Here is a 19,261-nt window from a genome sequence, read left to right as displayed (position 1 = left end):
GCGCCTATACATCTGTGAATGTCATATAAAAAGATATCTTAAAAATAAAATCAAACTAAAACAGCGCGCAAAAAAAAGCCAGCGTAGAGCTGACTTAATTTGTTAATATACGTATTTAATGTCACCAGCAATCGGCTTAAGCACGGCGCCATGTTGTACCAGTACGGCTGTCTTCAAGCTCAATACCTGCCTCTTTTAGTTGCTCGCGTATTTCATCAGCACGCGCAAATTTTTTATCGGTTTTGGCCTTTGCACGCTCAATGATTAATCCATCAATGTCAGCATCGGTTAACCCATCATCTGCTTGATCACCAATCACTGCTTGCAGAAACTGTTGGACTGGCTGCTGCAAAATATTGAGTACTTGTGCCAACGCTTTTAGATGCTGCGCCAAGCGCCATGCTGTGTCTAAATCTTCAGCTTTGATGGCTTTGTTGACATCACGTGCCAGCCCAAATAATACACTAATCGCTGTCGAGCTATTAAAGTCATCATTCATGGCTTTGATAAAATCTTGTCCAGCCGCGCTATTATAAGCGTTGTTTATCAATTCGTCAGTGACTGTTAGCGATTGTCCTTTTTGCTGTTCAGCCAGTTTTAAGACGTTATATAGTCTGCTTAGGCTATTATGTGCTTCATCTAAAGCACTATCAGAGAAGTTTACTTGGCTACGATAATGGCTTGATAATAAGAAAAAACGTACCGTCTCAGGCAAATATTTGGCGGTTACATCACGTATGGTAAAAAAGTTACCTAATGACTTAGACATTTTTTCGCCATCGACATTAATAAAACCGATGTGCATCCAGTTGCGCGCGTATTCGCAACCTGTCGCTGCTTCAGACTGCGCTATCTCATTTTCGTGATGCGGAAACTGCAGATCATGACCACCGCCATGTATATCAAAGGTATTACCAAGGCACTTAGTTGACATCGCTGAGCATTCAATATGCCAACCTGGACGCCCTTGGCCCCAAGGTGACGCCCATTGCGGCTCATCAGGCTTTGTCGCTTTCCAGAGTACAAAGTCAAACGGGTTACGCTTGTCGTTTTCGACATCGACACGTGACCCTGCTTGCATATCATCAAGGTTACGCTTAGATAATTTGCCATAGTCAGAGAAGCTGTCTACTGCATAATAGACATCACCATTGTCACCAGCATACGCATAGTCACCCGTAACCAGCGTCTCAATCATTTGTTGCATCTCATCAATATGTTCAGTCGCCCGAGGCTCAGCATCTGGCATCTCGCAGCCGAGTGCGGCCGCATCTTCGTGCATCGCTTCGATAAAACGCTGCGTCAACGCACTAATATCTTCGCCGTTCTCATTAGCACGAGCAATTATTTTGTCGTCGATATCGGTAATATTGCGCACATAATCAACATCATAGCCTAGTCGTGCCAGCCAGCGCACTACCATATCAAACCCAACCATAACGCGAGCATGACCAATGTGACAATAGTCATAGACAGTCATACCGCATACATACATGCCTACCTGCCCTGCTTTAAGCGGTTCAAACTGACGTTTGCCGCCAGTGAGTGAATCATAAATGACAAGCTGAGACATCGCATCGGCAAGTGGTGTGGTCATAATAAAAAAGCCTTTTGATAAAAATAAAGAAAATAAAACGTAACCTATTATCTTAGCGAAAACGGCAGGAAAATACTACAATAGCCAGATAACTAAAACTTGCACACATTTAAAAACTATTAAGGATAAGAGATGGGCAATCGTTTGAGCAAAATATATACACGTACCGGTGATGATGGTAGTACTGGTATGGCAGATGGTAGCCGCGTGAGTAAAGCGGATAATCTATTTAGCGTTATGGGTGATATCGACGAGCTCAATTCACACATCGGTTTGGTACGAGCGCATCTGACACAAGCTATAACTGATAGTAAAAACCCAAGCGCGCAACAGTTACCTGAACGCTTGCAACAAAAAGCGTCAGATGTCACTCAAGCGCTAGTGGTGCTTCAGCATCTATTATTCAACATCGGTGGCGAGCTTGCTATGCCAGAATATGAAGGTGTTAATCCTGCTCATATAGACTGGTTAGAACAACAAATTGATGCGATGAATACTAGCCTGCCGCCGCTAAAGGACTTTATCCTGCCTACAGGTTCATTATTGGTCAGTCAATTGCATGTAGCACGTAGTGTGTGTCGCCGTGCTGAGCGCCAAGCTGTGCTATTACAGCAAGAGCATCCACAAGCCATTCGCAGTACTGCGCTTAGCTTTATCAATCGTTTGTCTGATTGGTTGTTTGTCGCTGCACGTTTTTGCACGGACCCAAAGCAGACATCTGAGATACTGTGGGACAGTCAAGTCTTAGAGAACGTTGCCATTAACGATAATAAAAACAACAGTTAACCTGACAGTCAATGAGCGCATGCTATATGCAAAACGCCTGCAACTTATGCTAGTTGCAGGCGCTATTTAGATTTAGAGCACAGAACCTAGTAATCAATAGGTTGCGCTTTCATCTTCCACAATAATCATATCGATGCTGTCATCCTTTGGGACAACTTTTGGTGCTTCAGGCGTCACTGGTGGCTTGGCATCGACACTAGGTAGTGCAGCTGTTTCTTCGGCACTATTGTCATTATTACTTTTATTGATAGTAGGCGGCGTAGCAGGCTCAGCTGGGCGTGCAGGCTCGACTGGCGTGACAGGCTTTGGTTGACGCTTTATCTGATTCTCACTATTCTTGCGAGCTGCTTCACGGCGACGTGCTGCTTCTTGCTTTTGACGCTCCGCTCGTTGTTCTTCTACAACTGACTGTGTCACAGAGCTTGCCATCACATCAGACACAATAGCGATAAGAGCTGGCTGACCTGCAATACGGGCTTGTATTTGCCCACTTTGCGCACCAGCAACATAAGTGAATGCATCATCGACTAACATATTATTGTTGATACGGATGTTGTTTTGAGCGAGTCGCGTTTGCAGACTTGGCTGATTGTTCGCTGCACTCATCTGACTGGCTTGGTACAAATCTTCGCTTGGCAGTGTCATACTAACGCTTGCCTGACAAGTTGTCATACCATTTGCATTGGCTTCTTGTAAGATGGCAGCATTTTGCACATCAATCATTACCCCATCTACTTTATCAATTAAGACACTGTTGTCTACGCTGACTTCTGCAATGTTCGCATAGTTGGCAGCCGTTGACTGTGCTTGCTGATTAAGTGTGTTTCTTAAAGCAGATTTCAAACGATCTTGTACCATTGGATTATCACAGCTTATAGCAGGAACAACCGTACCATCATTGGCTGCTGGTTGCTCAGTAGTAACCTCAGCTGTCTCAGTAGTATCATCTTTATCCGAACGTTCACAACCAGCAATCGCTAAACCACATACCACACTAATACCAGCAATTTGCTGCCATTTTGACCACTTTTTATTTGCTACGCTCATATTTGTTTTGCTCCCGATTTACTCATTTGCACCGTCAACGGTAGACAGTATAGCTATCTATGTTGCCATAACGCTGTAACAGCTTTATACGACCAATATTAAAATCAGCTCATTATACGAGGTTTGTCGCAGATGGTCAGTAATGTAGACCATTGATATACAAATAAAACCCATCAAAGACTATAAAAACCCTTTTCAGTTGCAAAAACGCAACAAACACTTATTAAGCTGTCTATATATAAAACAGTCTGGTTGCTTGTTTAAGTTGGTTGATCGTTGTTATTGCTTTGTTTTAGCTGTACAAAACCAAACTCTACTATACTTCTCTGCTCTTTTACGCAAAAATTTATGAGGCATCATATTATTGATCAACAGATAATTGCTCGACGAATAATTGATGATAGGTAGTTATGATAAAACTTGATAATACTTTGCTCCTAGGTCATCGAGGTGCGCGTAGTGAAGCATTGGAAAACACGCTATTTGGTTTTGAACATGCTTATAAGCTACAGGCACAGGGCTTGTCAGGCGTAGAGTTTGACGTACAACTTACTGCCGATGGTCATCTGGTAATATTTCATGACGAGACGCTACAACGACTTTGCGGCTTACAGTCACGAGTGGATCAGCTAAGCTTGATTGAAATTCAGCGCCAACTACAATTAGGTCATAAAATAATGACCTTGGACATGTTGGCGCAGTCTATGACCTACTCTTCTACTATTTTTTCTCAATCACAGGTCCCTAAAGACCTAGTCACTCAAGTAACTGAAACAACTAAAATAGCTAAGACTCAAAACCACAAAATCACGCTACCTGCTTTGACTCAGTTCACTCATATTGAGCTGGAGATTAAGACTCATAACCGAACAAATTACTCTAAACTGATACAAGCGTTAATACGCTATCTGGTAGGTACGCCCCTTGCCAGCTTGCCTATCGTTCTTACTACTTTTGATGTGCAACTTTTGGCCCAATTGCAATGCAATAAACTGCTTGCAAATATTCCGCGTGGCTTACTGGTACGAACACCGCACTCGATAATCTCAGCACCTAATACCGCCTTACAACTGGGCTGTACCCAGCTTGGCATACATTATCCCCTCATTACCCAGTCTATTATTCAAAACGCGCATCGTTACGGTTTACCAGTCAGTGCGTGGACAGTAAACGATATAGAAATTGCAAAAAAACTTGTCGAGTGGCAAGTAGACGTCATTATTACTGACATTCCAAGTCAATTATTATAAATTTTTTTTGACAATTGTCGTAAGCTAGTGGCTTATATTACTATTTGCGTCATATATTTAGCTTGATTTGCTAAGGTTTTTAGCGCTTATGATACTTTTTAGCGCTTATGATAAGACGGCTTTAGCTATTTATTAATCAATGGTTTCTTAACATAGCTTTAGTAGAACTTACACTTTCACACAATACCTGATAGCTAACAGGGTATTTACAATAAAATATCGAATAACTCATACAAGTTATTGTTATTTATTAATATTTTTCTAGTGTATAAACGTTCACTTTCTGCTTCTTTTAGGGTAATATAGAGCCTGAAACTAATACCGCTAGGAAAATTATATGATTGCAAAAAAAGCAATGGGCTTACCGCTTAAAGGCTTACGTTTCGCTATCAAATCTGGTGACAGCATTTTGGATAACGCAACCACTCAGGTTGGACGTTTTAAAACGTGGTTTGATAATAACAAAGCGAAAGCTGCGCTTGATGAGCAGCCTACCGCAAAACGTAACTATACAAAAACTGCTAAGCAAAATGACGTCACTACAAGTAACCATACTCTTGATTTACAAGAGCTTGAATTTAAAAAAGCGCCAATCAATTGGATACCTGCTACTATTTTGGTAGCGACGCCTATTGCTGCTGCTATCATTACTCCATGGTACTTATTTACCCACCAAGTGAGCGCACCTGTTTGGGGCGTATTTGGTGCTTTTATGGTATGGACGGGTATCAGTATCACCGCAGGCTATCACCGTTTGCTATCGCATCGTGCCTATAAAGCGCATCCAGCAGTGAGAAACTTTTTATTACTGGGTTCAACGTTAGCAGTACAGGGTTCTGCGTTTGATTGGGTCTCAGGTCACCGTACTCATCATCGTCATGTTGATGATCGTATAGAAGATCCGTACTCAGCTAAGCGTGGTTTTTGGTTTAGTCATGTCGGTTGGATGCTGCGCAATTATCCAAGTGGTAAGTTTGACTACAAAAACATTCCAGACTTGACGAAAGATAAAGTCCTCCAAATCCAGCATAAGTATTATGGTCTTTGGGTATTAGCAACGAACGTCGGTTTAGTAGCAGCTGTTGGTTGGTTACTTGGTGATGTTTGGGGTACCTTAGTACTAGCAGGTTTGCTACGTTTGGTATTGACTCACCATTTTACTTTCTTTATCAACTCGCTATGCCATATGTTTGGTTCGCGTCCTTATACTGATACCAACACTGCACGTGACAACTTCATGTTAGCTATCTTCACATGGGGTGAGGGTTATCATAACTACCATCACTTCTTCCAATACGATTATCGTAACGGTGTAAAATGGTGGCAGTACGATCCTACTAAATGGTTGATTGCTGGTTTGTCTAAAATTGGTCTAACGAGTGAGCTTCGTACAGTTGATGATACAACTATTAAGCACGCTGAAGTCCAAATGCAGTTCAAACAAGCTCAACAGCAGATCGATACGGTAAGTGCAAGTGGCATCGATATTCCGCATGTTATGCAAAGCTTCCAAGATCGCATCAAGTTTGAGTACGAAGCTTTTACGCAGACAGTAGAAGAATGGCAAGCACTAAAAGCCAAAGCTGTTGAGATGAAAAAGAATGAATTTGCAGATCGCTTGCATGAAGTCGATGACAAGCTCAAGCTTGAGTATGCTAAGATCGAACAAAAGATTCATGAGCATAACGACAACTTGAAGATCGCATTTCGCTCGATTGGCTACAATAAAAAAGCTGCTTAAAGCATCCTGACTAGTTAAACGAGTTCATTGTTTATAATACAAAATCTCCCTATCTATAGTAGATAGGGAGATTTTTTTATGGAATGTTTACCATTACTTAGGGTCTGTTGAGTAAAGCGACAACTAACACTCATCAAATTAGTTTGCCATCGTAAATTTATCATCTTATAACAGTGATTAATTTAAGATAAATTACAAGACATGGACAGAGTGCACAGGTGTAGCACTAGGGCTATGTTATAGTATATTTATTGTTTTTTATATCATCGTTATTATTCATATTTAGTGAGTATCAATAGGAAAAGCACGTATGCGCTATCAAAATACCTATGTCAATTTAGACCCACGTTTATATCACAAGCAGCCACCAACCGCGCTAAAAAATCCGCGTGCTGGGCATTTTAATACTCAAGTAGCAGAGCAGCTAGGTTGGGCAGATGATGAAGACTTAATGGCACGCTGGGTTGAGATTCTCGGTGGTCATTATGTGCCTACTCAATTTGAGCCTTTGGCGATGGCCTATGCAGGTCACCAGTTCGGACAATGGGCAGGACAATTGGGTGATGGACGTGGCTTGCTCGTGGCGCAAGTACTAGACAATGACAACCAATTGCAAGATTTGCACCTTAAAGGCTCTGGTCTGACACCGTACTCGCGGATGGGTGATGGGCGGGCGGTATTACGCAGTACTATTCGTGAGTATCTATGTGGGCATGCTCTCAATCAGCTCAGTATCCCCTCCTCTAATGCGCTTGGCTTTGTCGTATCAGATACGCCTGTACGCCGCGAACGTATGGAAGCAGGTGCTGCTTTGATGCGCGTAGCAGATAGTCATATTCGCTTAGGTCACATAGAGTGGATTGCAAGCTTTGCTCCTGATTTGCTTGGTGAATTTACTAATTATATGATTGACACCTACTATCCAGAATGTCGTGATAGCGAAACGCCAGTGCTAGCATTTTTGCAAGCAGTCGTTGAGCGTACTGCACGTATGATAGCTGACTGGCAACTGATTGGTTTTGCACACGGAGTGATGAATACCGATAACTTATCTATCACTGGTAGTACTTTAGACTTTGGGCCATTTGGCTTTATGGAACGTTTTAATCCTGCTTGGATCAACAATCACTCTGACCATACTGGACGCTACACCTATCAAAACCAGCCTGCTATTGGACACTGGAATCTCAATATCTGGTTGCCACACTTTATGCGCTTAGAGGGCGTGACGCGTGAAGCGTTATCAGATTGCTTAGCCCCTTATGAACCAACCTTTATGCAACATTATCAACAAGGACTGTGTCGTAAGTTAGGATTGCCGCATCAAAAAGAGAGCTTAAGCTTAGCTTTTGAGTGGCTGACCTTACTAGAAGACAACTTGCTTGATTATACCAATAGCTTTCGTGCCCTCTTAGGTTTAGTATCTCCAGAGAATTACCCTTATGAGAAGCAATTATTAGCCACCTTGACTCATGAATTGCAAGGTGAGGCATTACAAGTATGGCAAGATTGGTCAGCGCGTTATTTAGCGCATGTGCAAGCGCTATCTATTGAACAAGTCGTCACCGACATGCAAACGACTAATCCTGTCTATGTACTCCGTAATAGCATGGCTCAGCGCGCTATCACTGCTGCTGAACAAGGGCAGTTTGAAGAGGTGTCACGCTTATATGAATTGCTTGCCAGCCCATATACGGTACAAGATATCGCAACAGCGCTTGATAGTACCCCTCCAGCTCCTAATGCACCGCAGATGCCGATCAGTTGTTCTTCATAAATACTACAGAATCTCTTTTTGATTACTACTATTAAACCCTAACAGAGGTTAATAAACGTTTTTTATTATTCTCTGTTTAGTTGTTAATCATTATGTCACTTCTAAAAAATCTTGAGATGAAACCACTAACCTAATAACTGACAGTAAAATTTAGACTAAATTTAAAACAATAGTCACAATATTGAATATATATTGTAAATTTCACTTTATTTGTTACTATCAACTGGCTAAATGTTCGTTATCAATTTATTATATAAGTTATGCACTTCGTTATGATTGACTCGGCAGCTAATTATCAATAATGCTAGACTAAAATAGCTAAGTTTATTAGCTTTTCGCTTTACGTTATCATCTGATCATAGCCTAACGCTTTTTTGACTGTGCATCGCCTTTTAATAGTCGCTTAGTAGCTCCTTAATCTGTTATTTGCTGGAGCTTATATTCGACGATTTTTTGGGGTCGAGCGTTACTTTATTTTGTTTATCACACTTTGTTTTATTTCAATTTATTCCAACAATGGCCATTATTATGAATGACGATACCAATTTGAATATGGATAATCCTAATACAGATAAAGAACAGTTCGAACAGGCTGCTCTACATTATCATGAGTTTCCAAGACCAGGTAAAATCTCGGTAACACCTATTAAACAACTGGCTAACCAGCGTGATTTGGCTTTAGCCTATTCGCCAGGTGTCGCAGTACCTTGTCTTGAGATTCAAAAAGACCCAACGACAGCCGCTAAATATACAGCACGTAGTAATTTGGTTGGTGTTATTACTAACGGTACTGCCGTATTGGGTTTGGGTGATATCGGTCCGCTGGCGTCAAAACCAGTGATGGAAGGTAAAGGGGTATTATTCAAAAAATTCGCTGGTATCGATGTTTTTGATATTGAAATTCAACAAAATGATCCTGACAAATTTATTGAAGCGGTTGCATCACTGGAGCCAACGTTTGGTGGTATTAACTTAGAAGACATCAAAGCACCCGAATGTTTTAAAATCGAGCGCGAGCTGCGTAAACGTATGAACATTCCAGTTTTTCATGACGATCAGCATGGTACCTCTATTATCGTTGCTGCCGCCATGCTAAACGCCCTCATTCTGACTAGCAAAAAGATTGAAGAGATCAAAATCGTCTGTTCAGGTGCTGGTGCTGCCGCCATTTCTTGCCTAGACATCATCTGTGCTCTTGGTGTTGATCAGAACAATATTTTTGTTTCTGATTCACGCGGTATTATTACCACCAGTCGTGAGAATCTAGACGAGTCAAAACAACGTTATGCTCGCGACACCGATGCTAGTACCATTGATGATGTGATGGACGATGTGGACATGTTTATCGGCCTATCAATGCCTGGCATTTTAAGCCCCGATATGGTACGCCGTATGGCAAAAAACCCTATCATCTTTGCTCTCGCCAATCCAACGCCTGAAATCATGCCAGAATTGGCGCATTCAGTACGTCCAGACGTCATTATGGCGACCGGACGCTCAGATTATCCAAACCAAGTTAACAACGCATTATGCTTTCCTTATATCTTCCGTGGGGCATTAGATGTAGGTGCAACGACTGTTAACGAAGAGATGAAAATTGCTTGCGTACGTGCGATTGCAGCGATGGCGCACGTTGAAGCGACGCCGACCACGAACGTCAGAAATATCGACAAAATGAGAAGCTTTGGCCCTGATTATCTGATTCCAGGACCGCTAGAGCCAAACTTAATCATCGAGATTGCCTCTGCAGTTGCAAAAGCGGCGATGGACTCAGGTGTTGCAACCTTACCGATTGATAACTTAGATACTTATCGTCAGCGCTTATCAGAGTTTGTGTATAACTCAGCGTTTGTGATGAAGCCTATCTTCTCTCGTGCGAAGTCAGATCCAAAGCGTATCGTTTACTGTGAAGGTGAAGATAACAATGTCCTTCTTGCCGTACAAGTCGTCGTTGATGAAAAGCTGGCAAAACCTATCTTGGTTGGACGTCCATCAGTCATTGAAAACAATATTGAGAAGCTTGGCTTACGTCTAAAAGACGGTGAGAACATTACCATTATCAACCAAGATGATGATCCTCGTTATAAAGATTACTGGCAAGGTTATTACGAAAAAAATAAACGCCGCGGTGTCAGTATTGAGCTTGCTCGTCGTGATGTCCGTCGCAAGACCAGCCTTATTGGTGCGCTTCTGGTCGAAAATGGTGACGCTGAGGGCATGATCTGCGGTACGTTTAGCCATTATCAATTACATCTTGATTATGTCCAAAAAGTCATTGGTAAAAAAGACGGTGTAAGTGACTTTTATGCGATGAATGCGGTACTCATGCAAGATCGCAATATCTTTATTGCTGATACCTATATTCATGAAGACCCTACTGCTGAACAATTGGCTGAAATGACCGTATTGGCTGCGGATCAATTGCACCGCTTCGGCATCACGCCGCGCGTCGCTTTGGTATCACATTCAAACTTTGGTACCTCTGATCGCGTTAGTGCTGTCAAAATGCGCAAAGTCTATAAGCTACTAAATGAGATGAATGTGGATTTCGATTTTGATGGTGAGATGCAAGGTGATGCTGCGCTTAATGAGTATATTCGTTTAGAAGATATGCCATCAAGTCACCTAAAAGGTGCGGCCAATTTGCTTATTTTGCCAACGCTTGATGCTGCAAACATTGCCTTTAATTTGCTTAAAACAGCAACAAACAGCGCCTCTATTGGTCCAATCTTACTGGGAGCCAATAAGCCTGTTCATATCTTGACGCCATCAGCGACAGCTCGTCGCGTGGTCAATATGACGGCGCTTGCTGTCACTGAAGCGCAAGACTTAGAAAACGAGAAGTAATTGCCGCATTATATTTATCGATGAGCTGCTACTGTTCATGATTAATAGTAGTAGTTTGCTATACTAAGACCAGTCTATATCATCGTCATAAATGGTATAGACTGGTTTTTTTTGCTTCAATAAAATGATAATAATATTCATCTGATTAAAATTTGTTTGACGAATAAAAGAGGTTTCCATGCAAGTTTATCTCGTTGGTGGTGCAGTTCGTGATCAGCTGTTAGATCGCCCTATTACAGATAAAGACTTTGTGGTGGTAGGTGCAACCGTCGATGAGATGCTAGCAGCAGGCTTTATTCAAGTCGGTGCAGACTTTCCCGTATTTTTGCACCCGACTACTCAAGAAGAATATGCACTCGCACGTACTGAGCGCAAACTTGGTCGTGGTTATCAAGGCTTTAGCGTACATGCTAGCCCTGATGTAACGTTGCAAGATGACTTACAGCGCCGTGACTTAACCATCAATGCGATGGCGATTGAAGTAACTGGCCTCACTGATGACACGCCTCTTACGGGTGAAGTAATTGATTATTATGGTGGACTCGATGATATTCAGAGCAAGACCTTACGTCATATATCGGAGGCTTTTAGCGAAGATCCGCTACGGGTACTGCGAGTCGCACGCTTTTATGGACGTTATTATGACTTAGGTTTTCACATCGCTGAGGAAACCATCACGCTCATGTGCCAACTGGTCGATTCAGGTGAGCTTACCCATTTGAGTGCTGAGCGTATTTGGCAAGAATCAAGCCGCGCAATGATGCAAGACTCTCCTCAGGTTTATTGGGAGCAGTTGTATGCGATCGGCGCTTTAACTGAGTACTTTGCGCCATTGCATCACGCTTGGAGTGATACTCGTGTACGGGAAACGGTACAGACAGCACTATACTTTGCTGGTCAAATGCACTTAAATTTGTCTCAGCGTTGGGCGTTATTGATGGCTAGTCTTGATCAATCCATATTCGTCTCGCAACCTAACCCTGACATACTATCAAGCGGTTCACATACAAGTGTTGCGGCTGAGGAGAAAAAAGCCGCTCTAAAAGCCATCACCTCTATAAGCAATAGCGCCAAAGTACCTAAAGTACCCATTCAGTTTGCAAGCTTATTCGTTACCCAAGCTGGGAAATTAAGCGCAGTCAATGAACTAAACGCTACTCAAAAGATTGATCTTATCCAAGCCTGTAGCGCTCATAAAGAGCCTAATAAGTTGTCGCAGCTATTGGTAACCAGTCATGTATTACAGCTGGCAAAACAACATCGTCAAATGATGCTTGCATTAAATAGCTTTCATGCTATTGGTATAAAAAGTATAGATGCAGACATTAAGGGCGCTGCCATCGGTAAAGCATTAAATGAGGCGCGTGCTGCGCATCTGTTCTCTATGGAACAATCTATAGCCAGTACTGACTAACAGTGTCATATATTTTATCTGTAAGCAAAGCTAACAACCTTTTTTATTAAACAAAATACGATTAGACGATGGAAACTGTATTTTTATGCCAATCGAATCCACAGTGAAGAGCGACACAAACCCATCTATTGACGTGAACAATGACCACTCATACAGTGATAGTCCCGTCATACTCGTCACTGGTAGCGCTAAGCGTATTGGCGCAGCCATCATTCGAGCAGCGCATCATCAAGGCTACCGTGTCATTATCCATTGTCATCGTAGCGAGCAACAAGCAATAGCGCTAGCAAACCAGCTTAACGAAATCCGTGATAATAGTGCGGCAGTTGTCGTTGCGGATTTAGCAGTTGTCACCGATAGCCATTTATTAACTCAGTTTGTTCAATCCGTTATAGATAGATTTGGACAGCTTGATGTGCTAGTACATAACGCATCACGATTTTACCCGACTCCGCTCAATAGTATAGATAATGACCAATGGGATGATCTGTTTTTGAGCAATGCCAAAGCACCATTATTACTTAGCCAAGCTTTTTTGCCTTACTTACAAACGCAGTATGGATGCATCATTAGCCTACTTGATATTCACGCTCATAATAAACCGTTTAAGCACTACACTATCTATAATATGGCAAAGGCAGCGCACCGGATGATGGTACAGTCTCTCGCGTTAGATATGGCGCCTTATGTTCGCGTTAATGGCGTTGCACCTGGGGTAAACGTATTGCCTGATGCCGATAGCGACCAAGCACTCGAGGACATACAGCAACAAAATATCATCGACTCTATTCCTATGCAGCGAATCGGTACACCAGATGATATTGCACAAAGCGTATTATATTTAGCAAAGGCAAGCTATGTCACAGGAGAGGTTATTAATGTCGATGGCGGTCGTGGTTTGACCTTAGCTGGTGGTAATATTTAGTAAGTAAGCAAAAAGAGCTGAATAATATCGTTTAGTTGCTATCTTTTACTTGAAAATTTAAAAAAATCAGGTATCATTGTGCGTCTAACGTTAGGGCCCATAGCTCAGTTGGTTAGAGCAGAGGACTCATAATCCTTTGGTCGTAGGTTCAAGTCCTACTGGGCCCACCATATATCAAATCAGGCTTGTTCGCAGCGATGCGGCAAGCCTTTTTTTATGGGATTTTACGTAATTTCCGAATACCTTGGTATATGGCGAACTATATAGAATATTGGTATATTTGTTGGTATAGATTATATCAACACGGGGATATACCAACATGCCATTAACTCATACGATTATCAACAAACTAACCCCAAGTGACAAATGCACCCCTAGCCGCCCTGACAAGCATAGTGATGGCGACGGCCTTCAACTGTGGGTAAGACACACCGGAAACAAAGTCTGGATCAGTGCTTACCGCTGGCAAGGTAAACAGCAATCACTGACCTTGGGCAAGTACCCAGTAATTACACTGCAGCAGGCACGCCAGCGTAACCTAGAAATAAAGCAACAGATTAACGAAGGTATTAACCCAAAAGGTAAGAAAAAAGAAAAACTCGCTGAGCAAGATGGCTCAAGACTTTTTGATACTATTGCACAGGCTTGGTATACAGATCGTAAAACCTTTTTAGCCTCAAGTACGTTTAGTCGTAACTACTCAGCCTATATGCGTGACGTTAAACCAGTTATAGGGCATAAGCTAATCGACGACATTACATCACCTGATATTTTAGCGATTGGTAAAAGTATCGAGGCACGTGGTGCTAATGAAATGGCACGACGCATAATGGCAGAAGTAGGACAGATATTTAAGCACGCTATTCGCATAGGCGTAGCGACGTCAAATCCTGCAGCAGACTTATCAGCAGCGATCAAACCGCACAGAACAAAAAATCACAGTCGTATTACTTCAAAAGAACTACCTAAGCTTTTACAAGATATCGATGCATACACTGGACATATAACTGTCAAACTAGGTCTATGGTTCTTATGCTATACCTTTGTAAGAACTAATGAAATTCGATTTATGGAGTGGTCAGAAATTGACTGGAATGATAAAACTTGGCGCATACCTGCAAATAAAATGAAAATGGATAGACCTCATATTGTACCTCTTGCACCACAGGTTATAAAGATATTAGAGCAAATCAAAGAACTAAATTTTTCAGAGCAGTATGTATTCTATAACCCTTCAACTCGTAGGCCGTACAGTCAGAACGCTTTTATTAACGCACTTTATCAAATGGGTTATAAATACAAGATGACAGGGCATGGCTTTCGGGGACTAGCGAGTACTACTCTGCATGAGCAAGGGTTTATGCATGAAGCTATTGAGTTACAACTAGCACATGAACAAGAGAGCAAAATCAGTAGAGCTTATAACGGTGCTCAGCACTTAGATTATCGTAAGGATATGATGAATAAGTGGGCTGACTACTTAAGTAAACTTCATCTTAAGGATAATAACGATGTCTGACCATTTAAAGAACTTTTATACTCTTGAAGAAGTCAAAAATAAATTAGCTGCATCAACTGATCCTCAGCTTAGTAGTGATCTAACAATAAAACGTTTTATAGACACCCATCTACTGACACCTTATGTTCATTACAAAGGTCTTATTAATAGTGTTAGATCTGTCTATTCGAAGAGTCGTGAAGATATTATAAAAGAGCTATCTGCAACTATAAATGAAGATATTAATATTTTGGAGTTAAAGGAACTAGTAGATCCACAGAGATATGATGCTTCTTTAGACATAGACGCAATAATATATCAGACCAAAAAGCTGCTTACTACTTTTAAAGATGAGTATGCTATGGGTAACGATGGTTTCGCTCCTTATGTTGAAGGTATATTTAGTATCTCTTCTAACAATGTAATGCATACTAATTTAGGTTTAAAAGTTATTATTGGTGATTATGAGCCTATTTCTCACCACATAAAATTTATCTCAAAAAATCCTTTTGGCAATATGGGTGAAGACGATTACGCGGCTTTATTAAGAGAGGATGAGGTTTTTGGCTGGGTATTACACATGCCTGATAGCGATTATCATAAAGCGATAAAACCTGAAAAACAATGCAAATTAATATTTTCAAGTCAAGATGTGAGCTTCATCCTTCGTAGGATTGAAAATATTGATTTAGCTCCAAAATTAGCTAAAAAATTAAAAAAAGCTAATAGACTTATAAGTCAACAACTTGCACAAATAGAAAATCTGAATAACAAACTAAGTTCTGAGAAACCTACTAAAGAATTACATATAAGATCAGCTAATAATGCTGGAAAAATAATTTCCGCTTTAGCGAGCGAGCTTTTAGAACTGAATATTACTAAACCATACTCAGAAAAAAGTAACGGAGCTATAAGAAAAGCTATTGAGCTTCAGGGAAATAATTTAAGCGAAGAGGCAGTAGCAAGCTGGCTGAAAATTGCTTATGAACAGATCAAATAGTATTAATTAAATCCTAACTAGGACTTCCGAAATTCTAGTTAGGGTAACTCTTTCATCATATGTTTTATCATTCTAGCTACACCGTAATTGTTCACCGCGGTGGATAATCAACGTATTATACGGAGACGCTAGAGTGAAAGACTTAACAAACAATGTTGAATCTAAAGTAAGTGAAGTTAGTAATATCCTTCCGCCTCAGGGAATGTCTAGAGCAAAAGACATTCTTCATTTTCTGCCATTTTCCAGAACGACACTCCATGAGTGGAGTAATAATGGCAAGTTTCCTGCAAGCATCAAATTATCATCAAATATGGTTGCGTGGCGCAACATAGATGTAATCAATTGGCTGGAAAATTATAAAAGCTCGCTCTCTCATAATGAAGATGTGGAGAGTGAAAATGAAATCTAAAAACAAAGAAGCCCATGTAGACAACATGGGCGCTGATACTCTATTACTAAATTGCAAGCCAGCAAAATTAAAAGAGCTGGCAGGCGATGTTTTTCTAAAAAAGATATATGACCTACTAGAACCTAAACGGCTACTATCCGTTACAGGTAATACTACTATATATCATGGCAAAGAGATTGGCAAAACAAAACTCACCGCCGGTACAATTGCCATTTCCCTCACTGACGCGCAAGGCAAGAATGTAGGCGCGGTATTCTACAAACCAAACAGCACAATTAAACCCATTGTAATTGACCCTACAGGTTATGGCGCTATCATCATTGGTGACATAAATAATGCTAATGAGGTGCTAGCGTTTGATGACCTAGAGAACGGTATAGATGCTTATACATGCCTGATGGATAGTGATAAAACTATTGTTGTTAGCCCTCAAAGAACAAAGCAAAACTTCAAAAAAATGGTGCAGCATTGGGGCAGCGGATCACAGGTAACCGTACCAATGACACTTGATAATAAAGTCTTAATAAATCTATTTGCAGGCGTAAATGCTAGGGCATTGGTTACTGTGGCTGATATTGTCACGATGCTACTTGCTAATAATAGCTATGAAGCAATATTGGCAGCTAATGAAAGCCAGATCATTAATCTGAAAGATAGTGCTTGCTATCCTAAATGGCGTGATGATCCACAGCTTAATGAACCTATGATTTATGATGATGGACGTTTTGAGCTATATCATGATGGGCTTTATTTTGTGAAATACAATCTTGTCGACCCAGCAAATATAATACACAAGATAAGCCTGTTTGTATGTTCTCCAATTGAGATCATCGCTAAGACTAGCGATACTAATAATACAAAATGGGGGCGCTTACTACAATGGCGGGATGATGATGACGTCTTGCATCAGTGGTCGATGCAGTTATCTTTATTACAAGGTGATTCACATGAATATCGTAGAGAGCTAGCTAGCCAAGGCTTAAACATTACCACAAACATAAAACAGCGCAGCTACCTAGACGCTTATATTCAAGACTATCCTATTCAGAAACGGGCATCATGCGTGGATAAACTGGGCTGGCATGGCGACCAATACATACTACCTGATGGCGCAATAGGCGGCGATGGCAAGCAGTTAGTCGTCTATGAATATGCCCATAGAATCAATAGCACCCTAGCCCAGCAAGGAACATTAAACCAATGGAATGAAAAATTATGCAAGCCAATGGCAGAACAAAGCCGTATTGCTTTCTCTATCTCATGTGCTTTTTCTGGTCAGTTACTTGAAATATTGGATGATGGCGGCGGTGGCTTTCACTTTTTAGGCTCATCAAGTATGGGTAAGTCATTATCACTTAAAGCAGCGTCTAGCGTATGGGGCAAACCTGACAAATACACTAAAACATGGCGCAGCACTGATAATGCCTTAGAAGGCACAGCAAGTGAGCATAACGACAGCTTTTTGCCCCTAGATGAAATCAGCGAATGTGATCCCAACATCCTTAGTAAAAGTAGTTACATGCTGGCTAATGGTCAAGGTAAAGGGCGCAGCACCACCACGGGACACAATCGCATAGCCAAAACATGGCGCATTATCTTTTTATCTAATGGTGAAGAGTCAATACAAAACCTTATGGCGCAAGCAGGGCAAAAAACTAATGCAGGTATTGAGGTTCGAGTAGCGCATATAGATGCTGATGCTGGTAAAGGTCTAAAAATTTTTGATAGTTTAGTATTGGCAGACACAGGCGCAGCACAAGCTGATAAGATCAAGGAGTTATCACATACTTACTATGGTGTAGCTGGCATAGCATGGCTGGAATATATCACCGCCGACAAAGCAGCGACCACAGCCAAGGCTAAGCATCTTGTAAGTAAATTTATGAACCAGTATAGCTACCTTGCACCTCAGGCGCATAGAGTGGCCAGAAGGTTCGCTATTGTTGCCGCAGCTGGTGAGATAGCGACAGGTGCAGGCATTACAGGCTGGCAAGCAGGACAAGCAACTAAAGCCGTGATGACATGCTTAGATAATTGGCTTGATAACTATGGGCGCGATGGTGAGCACGAACAACGCCAAATTATAGAGCATATCAAGGCGTTTATTGAACAACATGGATCAAGTCGCTTTCAACCTTGCTATAAAAACATGCGCTCAAACTTTGAGGAGAGAATTCCCAACCGTGTAGGCTATCGCAATATGGACACGGGGGACTATTATTTTTCTAAAGAGACTTTTGACAAGGTATGTGAACCTTTTAGCAAAAAGAAAGTCTTACAAGTATTAGAGGAAGCTGACTTATTACTACTTAACCAAAGTGACCGTAAAATCTACAAAATGCCTGATACTTTATTTAATGGCAAGCAACGCCCATCTGTCTATGCGATCAAAGCTAACATACTTTCATGTGAACCCTACTAAAACGACTGGGACAAACGGTGCAGAAAACAGTAATTTGTTAGTCCTGTCCCGTTCGTCTCGAAATTAAAAAACAGACTGGAATAGCTCAAAGCCTTTAGTAACAAGAGCTGTCCCGTTCGTCCCTTCTGTCCCAAATAAATTAATTCATAGCAAAAATAATATAGGTCAAGTGATAAAAGGTAGCCTTTAAACGACTACCTTTTTTTATAGTTGGTTTTTAATAAATAGTTACGTTAGAACTTTATAACCTACTAGGGCATGTCATCAATTAAGCCAAACAACGCAAGAAACCAGATGAACCGCACTGAGGAAATGACTGGCTAACTTATCATAACGAGTGGCAATCGCACGGTATTACTTAATTTTGGCAAAGAAGTTCTCGATAAAATGCCATGCTTTGTAAACCTCTTTATCGAAATCTCTTGGTTGCAGTCGGTGACACTTGGAAGGTATGACTGCCTTTCCTTGTACTGAACCGCCCCGACTTTATCGGAGGCTGATTTACTTTAGTCAGGCAGCAATGCCTGACAGGATTAAATTATCATAAT

The 19,261-nt window shown here is 41.3% G+C and carries 13 protein-coding genes, 1 tRNA gene and 1 pseudogene; 12 read left to right on the top strand and 3 right to left on the bottom strand.

Annotated features, from left to right (window positions below):
- Positions 1-136 precede the first annotated feature (136 nt).
- Positions 137-1,597, bottom strand: a complete 1,461-nt coding sequence (gene cysS, locus ACTXGH_RS07915; protein WP_439296320.1) for a cysteine--tRNA ligase — start codon at positions 1,595-1,597, stop codon at positions 137-139.
- A gap of 132 nt (positions 1,598-1,729) precedes the next feature.
- On the opposite strand from cysS, the gene ACTXGH_RS07910 reads away from it, so the two are divergent.
- Positions 1,730-2,383, top strand: coding sequence for a cob(I)yrinic acid a,c-diamide adenosyltransferase (locus tag ACTXGH_RS07910; protein WP_439296321.1), 654 nt, complete (start codon positions 1,730-1,732; stop codon positions 2,381-2,383).
- A gap of 93 nt (positions 2,384-2,476) precedes the next feature.
- On the opposite strand, the gene ACTXGH_RS07905 is transcribed toward ACTXGH_RS07910, so the two are convergent.
- Positions 2,477-3,430 (bottom strand): hypothetical protein, encoded by a 954-nt coding sequence (locus ACTXGH_RS07905; protein WP_439296322.1) that lies wholly within the window; start codon positions 3,428-3,430, stop codon positions 2,477-2,479.
- Between the two features lie 410 nt (positions 3,431-3,840).
- Here ACTXGH_RS07905 and ACTXGH_RS07900 point away from each other — a divergent pair, with 410 nt between their 5' ends.
- From ACTXGH_RS07900 to ACTXGH_RS07850, 11 genes are all read left to right on the top strand, one after another.
- On the top strand, positions 3,841-4,680 hold the full coding sequence (locus ACTXGH_RS07900; protein WP_439296323.1) for a glycerophosphodiester phosphodiesterase: 840 nt from the start codon (positions 3,841-3,843) through the stop codon (positions 4,678-4,680).
- 337 nt (positions 4,681-5,017) lie between these two features.
- Positions 5,018-6,421, top strand: coding sequence for an acyl-CoA desaturase (locus ACTXGH_RS07895; RefSeq protein WP_439296324.1), 1,404 nt, complete (start codon positions 5,018-5,020; stop codon positions 6,419-6,421).
- A gap of 310 nt (positions 6,422-6,731) precedes the next feature.
- A complete protein-coding gene (locus ACTXGH_RS07890) occupies positions 6,732-8,198 on the top strand; it encodes a protein adenylyltransferase SelO (RefSeq protein WP_439296325.1) in 1,467 nt (488 codons plus the stop codon).
- Positions 8,199-8,726: 528 nt separating this feature from the next.
- Positions 8,727-11,045, top strand: coding sequence for an NADP-dependent malic enzyme (locus ACTXGH_RS07885; RefSeq protein ID WP_439296326.1), 2,319 nt, complete (start codon positions 8,727-8,729; stop codon positions 11,043-11,045).
- 178 nt (positions 11,046-11,223) lie between these two features.
- Positions 11,224-12,459, top strand: coding sequence for a tRNA nucleotidyltransferase (locus ACTXGH_RS07880; protein WP_439296327.1), 1,236 nt, complete (start codon positions 11,224-11,226; stop codon positions 12,457-12,459).
- An 85-nt stretch (positions 12,460-12,544) separates the two neighbouring features.
- A complete protein-coding gene (locus tag ACTXGH_RS07875; RefSeq protein WP_439296328.1) occupies positions 12,545-13,384 on the top strand; it encodes a pteridine reductase in 840 nt (279 codons plus the stop codon).
- Between the two features lie 93 nt (positions 13,385-13,477).
- Positions 13,478-13,554: transfer RNA gene (locus ACTXGH_RS07870), tRNA-Ile, on the top strand.
- A gap of 149 nt (positions 13,555-13,703) precedes the next feature.
- Positions 13,704-14,903: a tyrosine-type recombinase/integrase gene (locus ACTXGH_RS07865; RefSeq protein ID WP_439296329.1), complete on the top strand. Its 1,200-nt coding sequence runs from the start codon at positions 13,704-13,706 to the stop codon at positions 14,901-14,903.
- Positions 14,896-15,882, top strand: coding sequence for a hypothetical protein (locus tag ACTXGH_RS07860; protein ID WP_439296330.1), 987 nt, complete (start codon positions 14,896-14,898; stop codon positions 15,880-15,882). The genes ACTXGH_RS07865 and ACTXGH_RS07860 overlap by 8 nt, the downstream gene beginning before the upstream one ends.
- 133 nt (positions 15,883-16,015) lie before the next feature.
- Complete coding sequence (locus ACTXGH_RS07855; protein WP_439296331.1) at positions 16,016-16,291, top strand: helix-turn-helix transcriptional regulator; 276 nt, start codon at positions 16,016-16,018, stop codon at positions 16,289-16,291.
- On the top strand, positions 16,281-18,713 hold the full coding sequence (locus ACTXGH_RS07850) for a DUF927 domain-containing protein (protein ID WP_439296332.1): 2,433 nt from the start codon (positions 16,281-16,283) through the stop codon (positions 18,711-18,713). Before ACTXGH_RS07855 ends, ACTXGH_RS07850 begins: the two co-directional genes overlap by 11 nt.
- Positions 18,714-18,977: 264 nt before the next feature.
- Here ACTXGH_RS07850 and ACTXGH_RS07845 read toward each other — a convergent pair.
- Positions 18,978-19,169, bottom strand: a pseudogene (locus tag ACTXGH_RS07845) (transposase); the annotation flags it as partial.
- Positions 19,170-19,261 lie beyond the last annotated feature (92 nt).

The organism is Psychrobacter sp. 1Y10 (assembly GCF_052259005.1).
Lineage (GTDB): Bacteria > Pseudomonadota > Gammaproteobacteria > Pseudomonadales > Moraxellaceae > Psychrobacter > Psychrobacter saeujeotis.
Note: the sequence above shows the minus strand (reverse complement) of the source record. Positions and strands in the feature narration are given on the sequence as shown.

Bases quoted from the DNA above. Each gene is read 5' to 3' on its own strand.
- cysS (WP_439296320.1), bottom strand. From the start codon at position 1,597: ATGACCACACCACTTGCCGATGCGATGTCTCAGCTTGTCATTTATGAT.
- ACTXGH_RS07905 (WP_439296322.1), bottom strand. From the start codon at position 3,430: ATGAGCGTAGCAAATAAAAAGTGGTCAAAATGGCAGCAAATTGCTGGT.
- ACTXGH_RS07895 (WP_439296324.1), top strand. From the start codon at position 5,018: ATGATTGCAAAAAAAGCAATGGGCTTACCGCTTAAAGGCTTACGTTTC.
- ACTXGH_RS07860 (WP_439296330.1), top strand. From the start codon at position 14,896: ATGTCTGACCATTTAAAGAACTTTTATACTCTTGAAGAAGTCAAAAAT.
- ACTXGH_RS07880 (WP_439296327.1), top strand. From the start codon at position 11,224: ATGCAAGTTTATCTCGTTGGTGGTGCAGTTCGTGATCAGCTGTTAGAT.
- ACTXGH_RS07875 (WP_439296328.1), top strand. From the start codon at position 12,545: ATGCCAATCGAATCCACAGTGAAGAGCGACACAAACCCATCTATTGAC.
- ACTXGH_RS07890 (WP_439296325.1), top strand. From the start codon at position 6,732: ATGCGCTATCAAAATACCTATGTCAATTTAGACCCACGTTTATATCAC.
- ACTXGH_RS07885 (WP_439296326.1), top strand. From the start codon at position 8,727: ATGAATGACGATACCAATTTGAATATGGATAATCCTAATACAGATAAA.
- ACTXGH_RS07900 (WP_439296323.1), top strand. From the start codon at position 3,841: ATGATAAAACTTGATAATACTTTGCTCCTAGGTCATCGAGGTGCGCGT.
- ACTXGH_RS07850 (WP_439296332.1), top strand. From the start codon at position 16,281: ATGAAATCTAAAAACAAAGAAGCCCATGTAGACAACATGGGCGCTGAT.
- ACTXGH_RS07910 (WP_439296321.1), top strand. From the start codon at position 1,730: ATGGGCAATCGTTTGAGCAAAATATATACACGTACCGGTGATGATGGT.
- ACTXGH_RS07865 (WP_439296329.1), top strand. From the start codon at position 13,704: ATGCCATTAACTCATACGATTATCAACAAACTAACCCCAAGTGACAAA.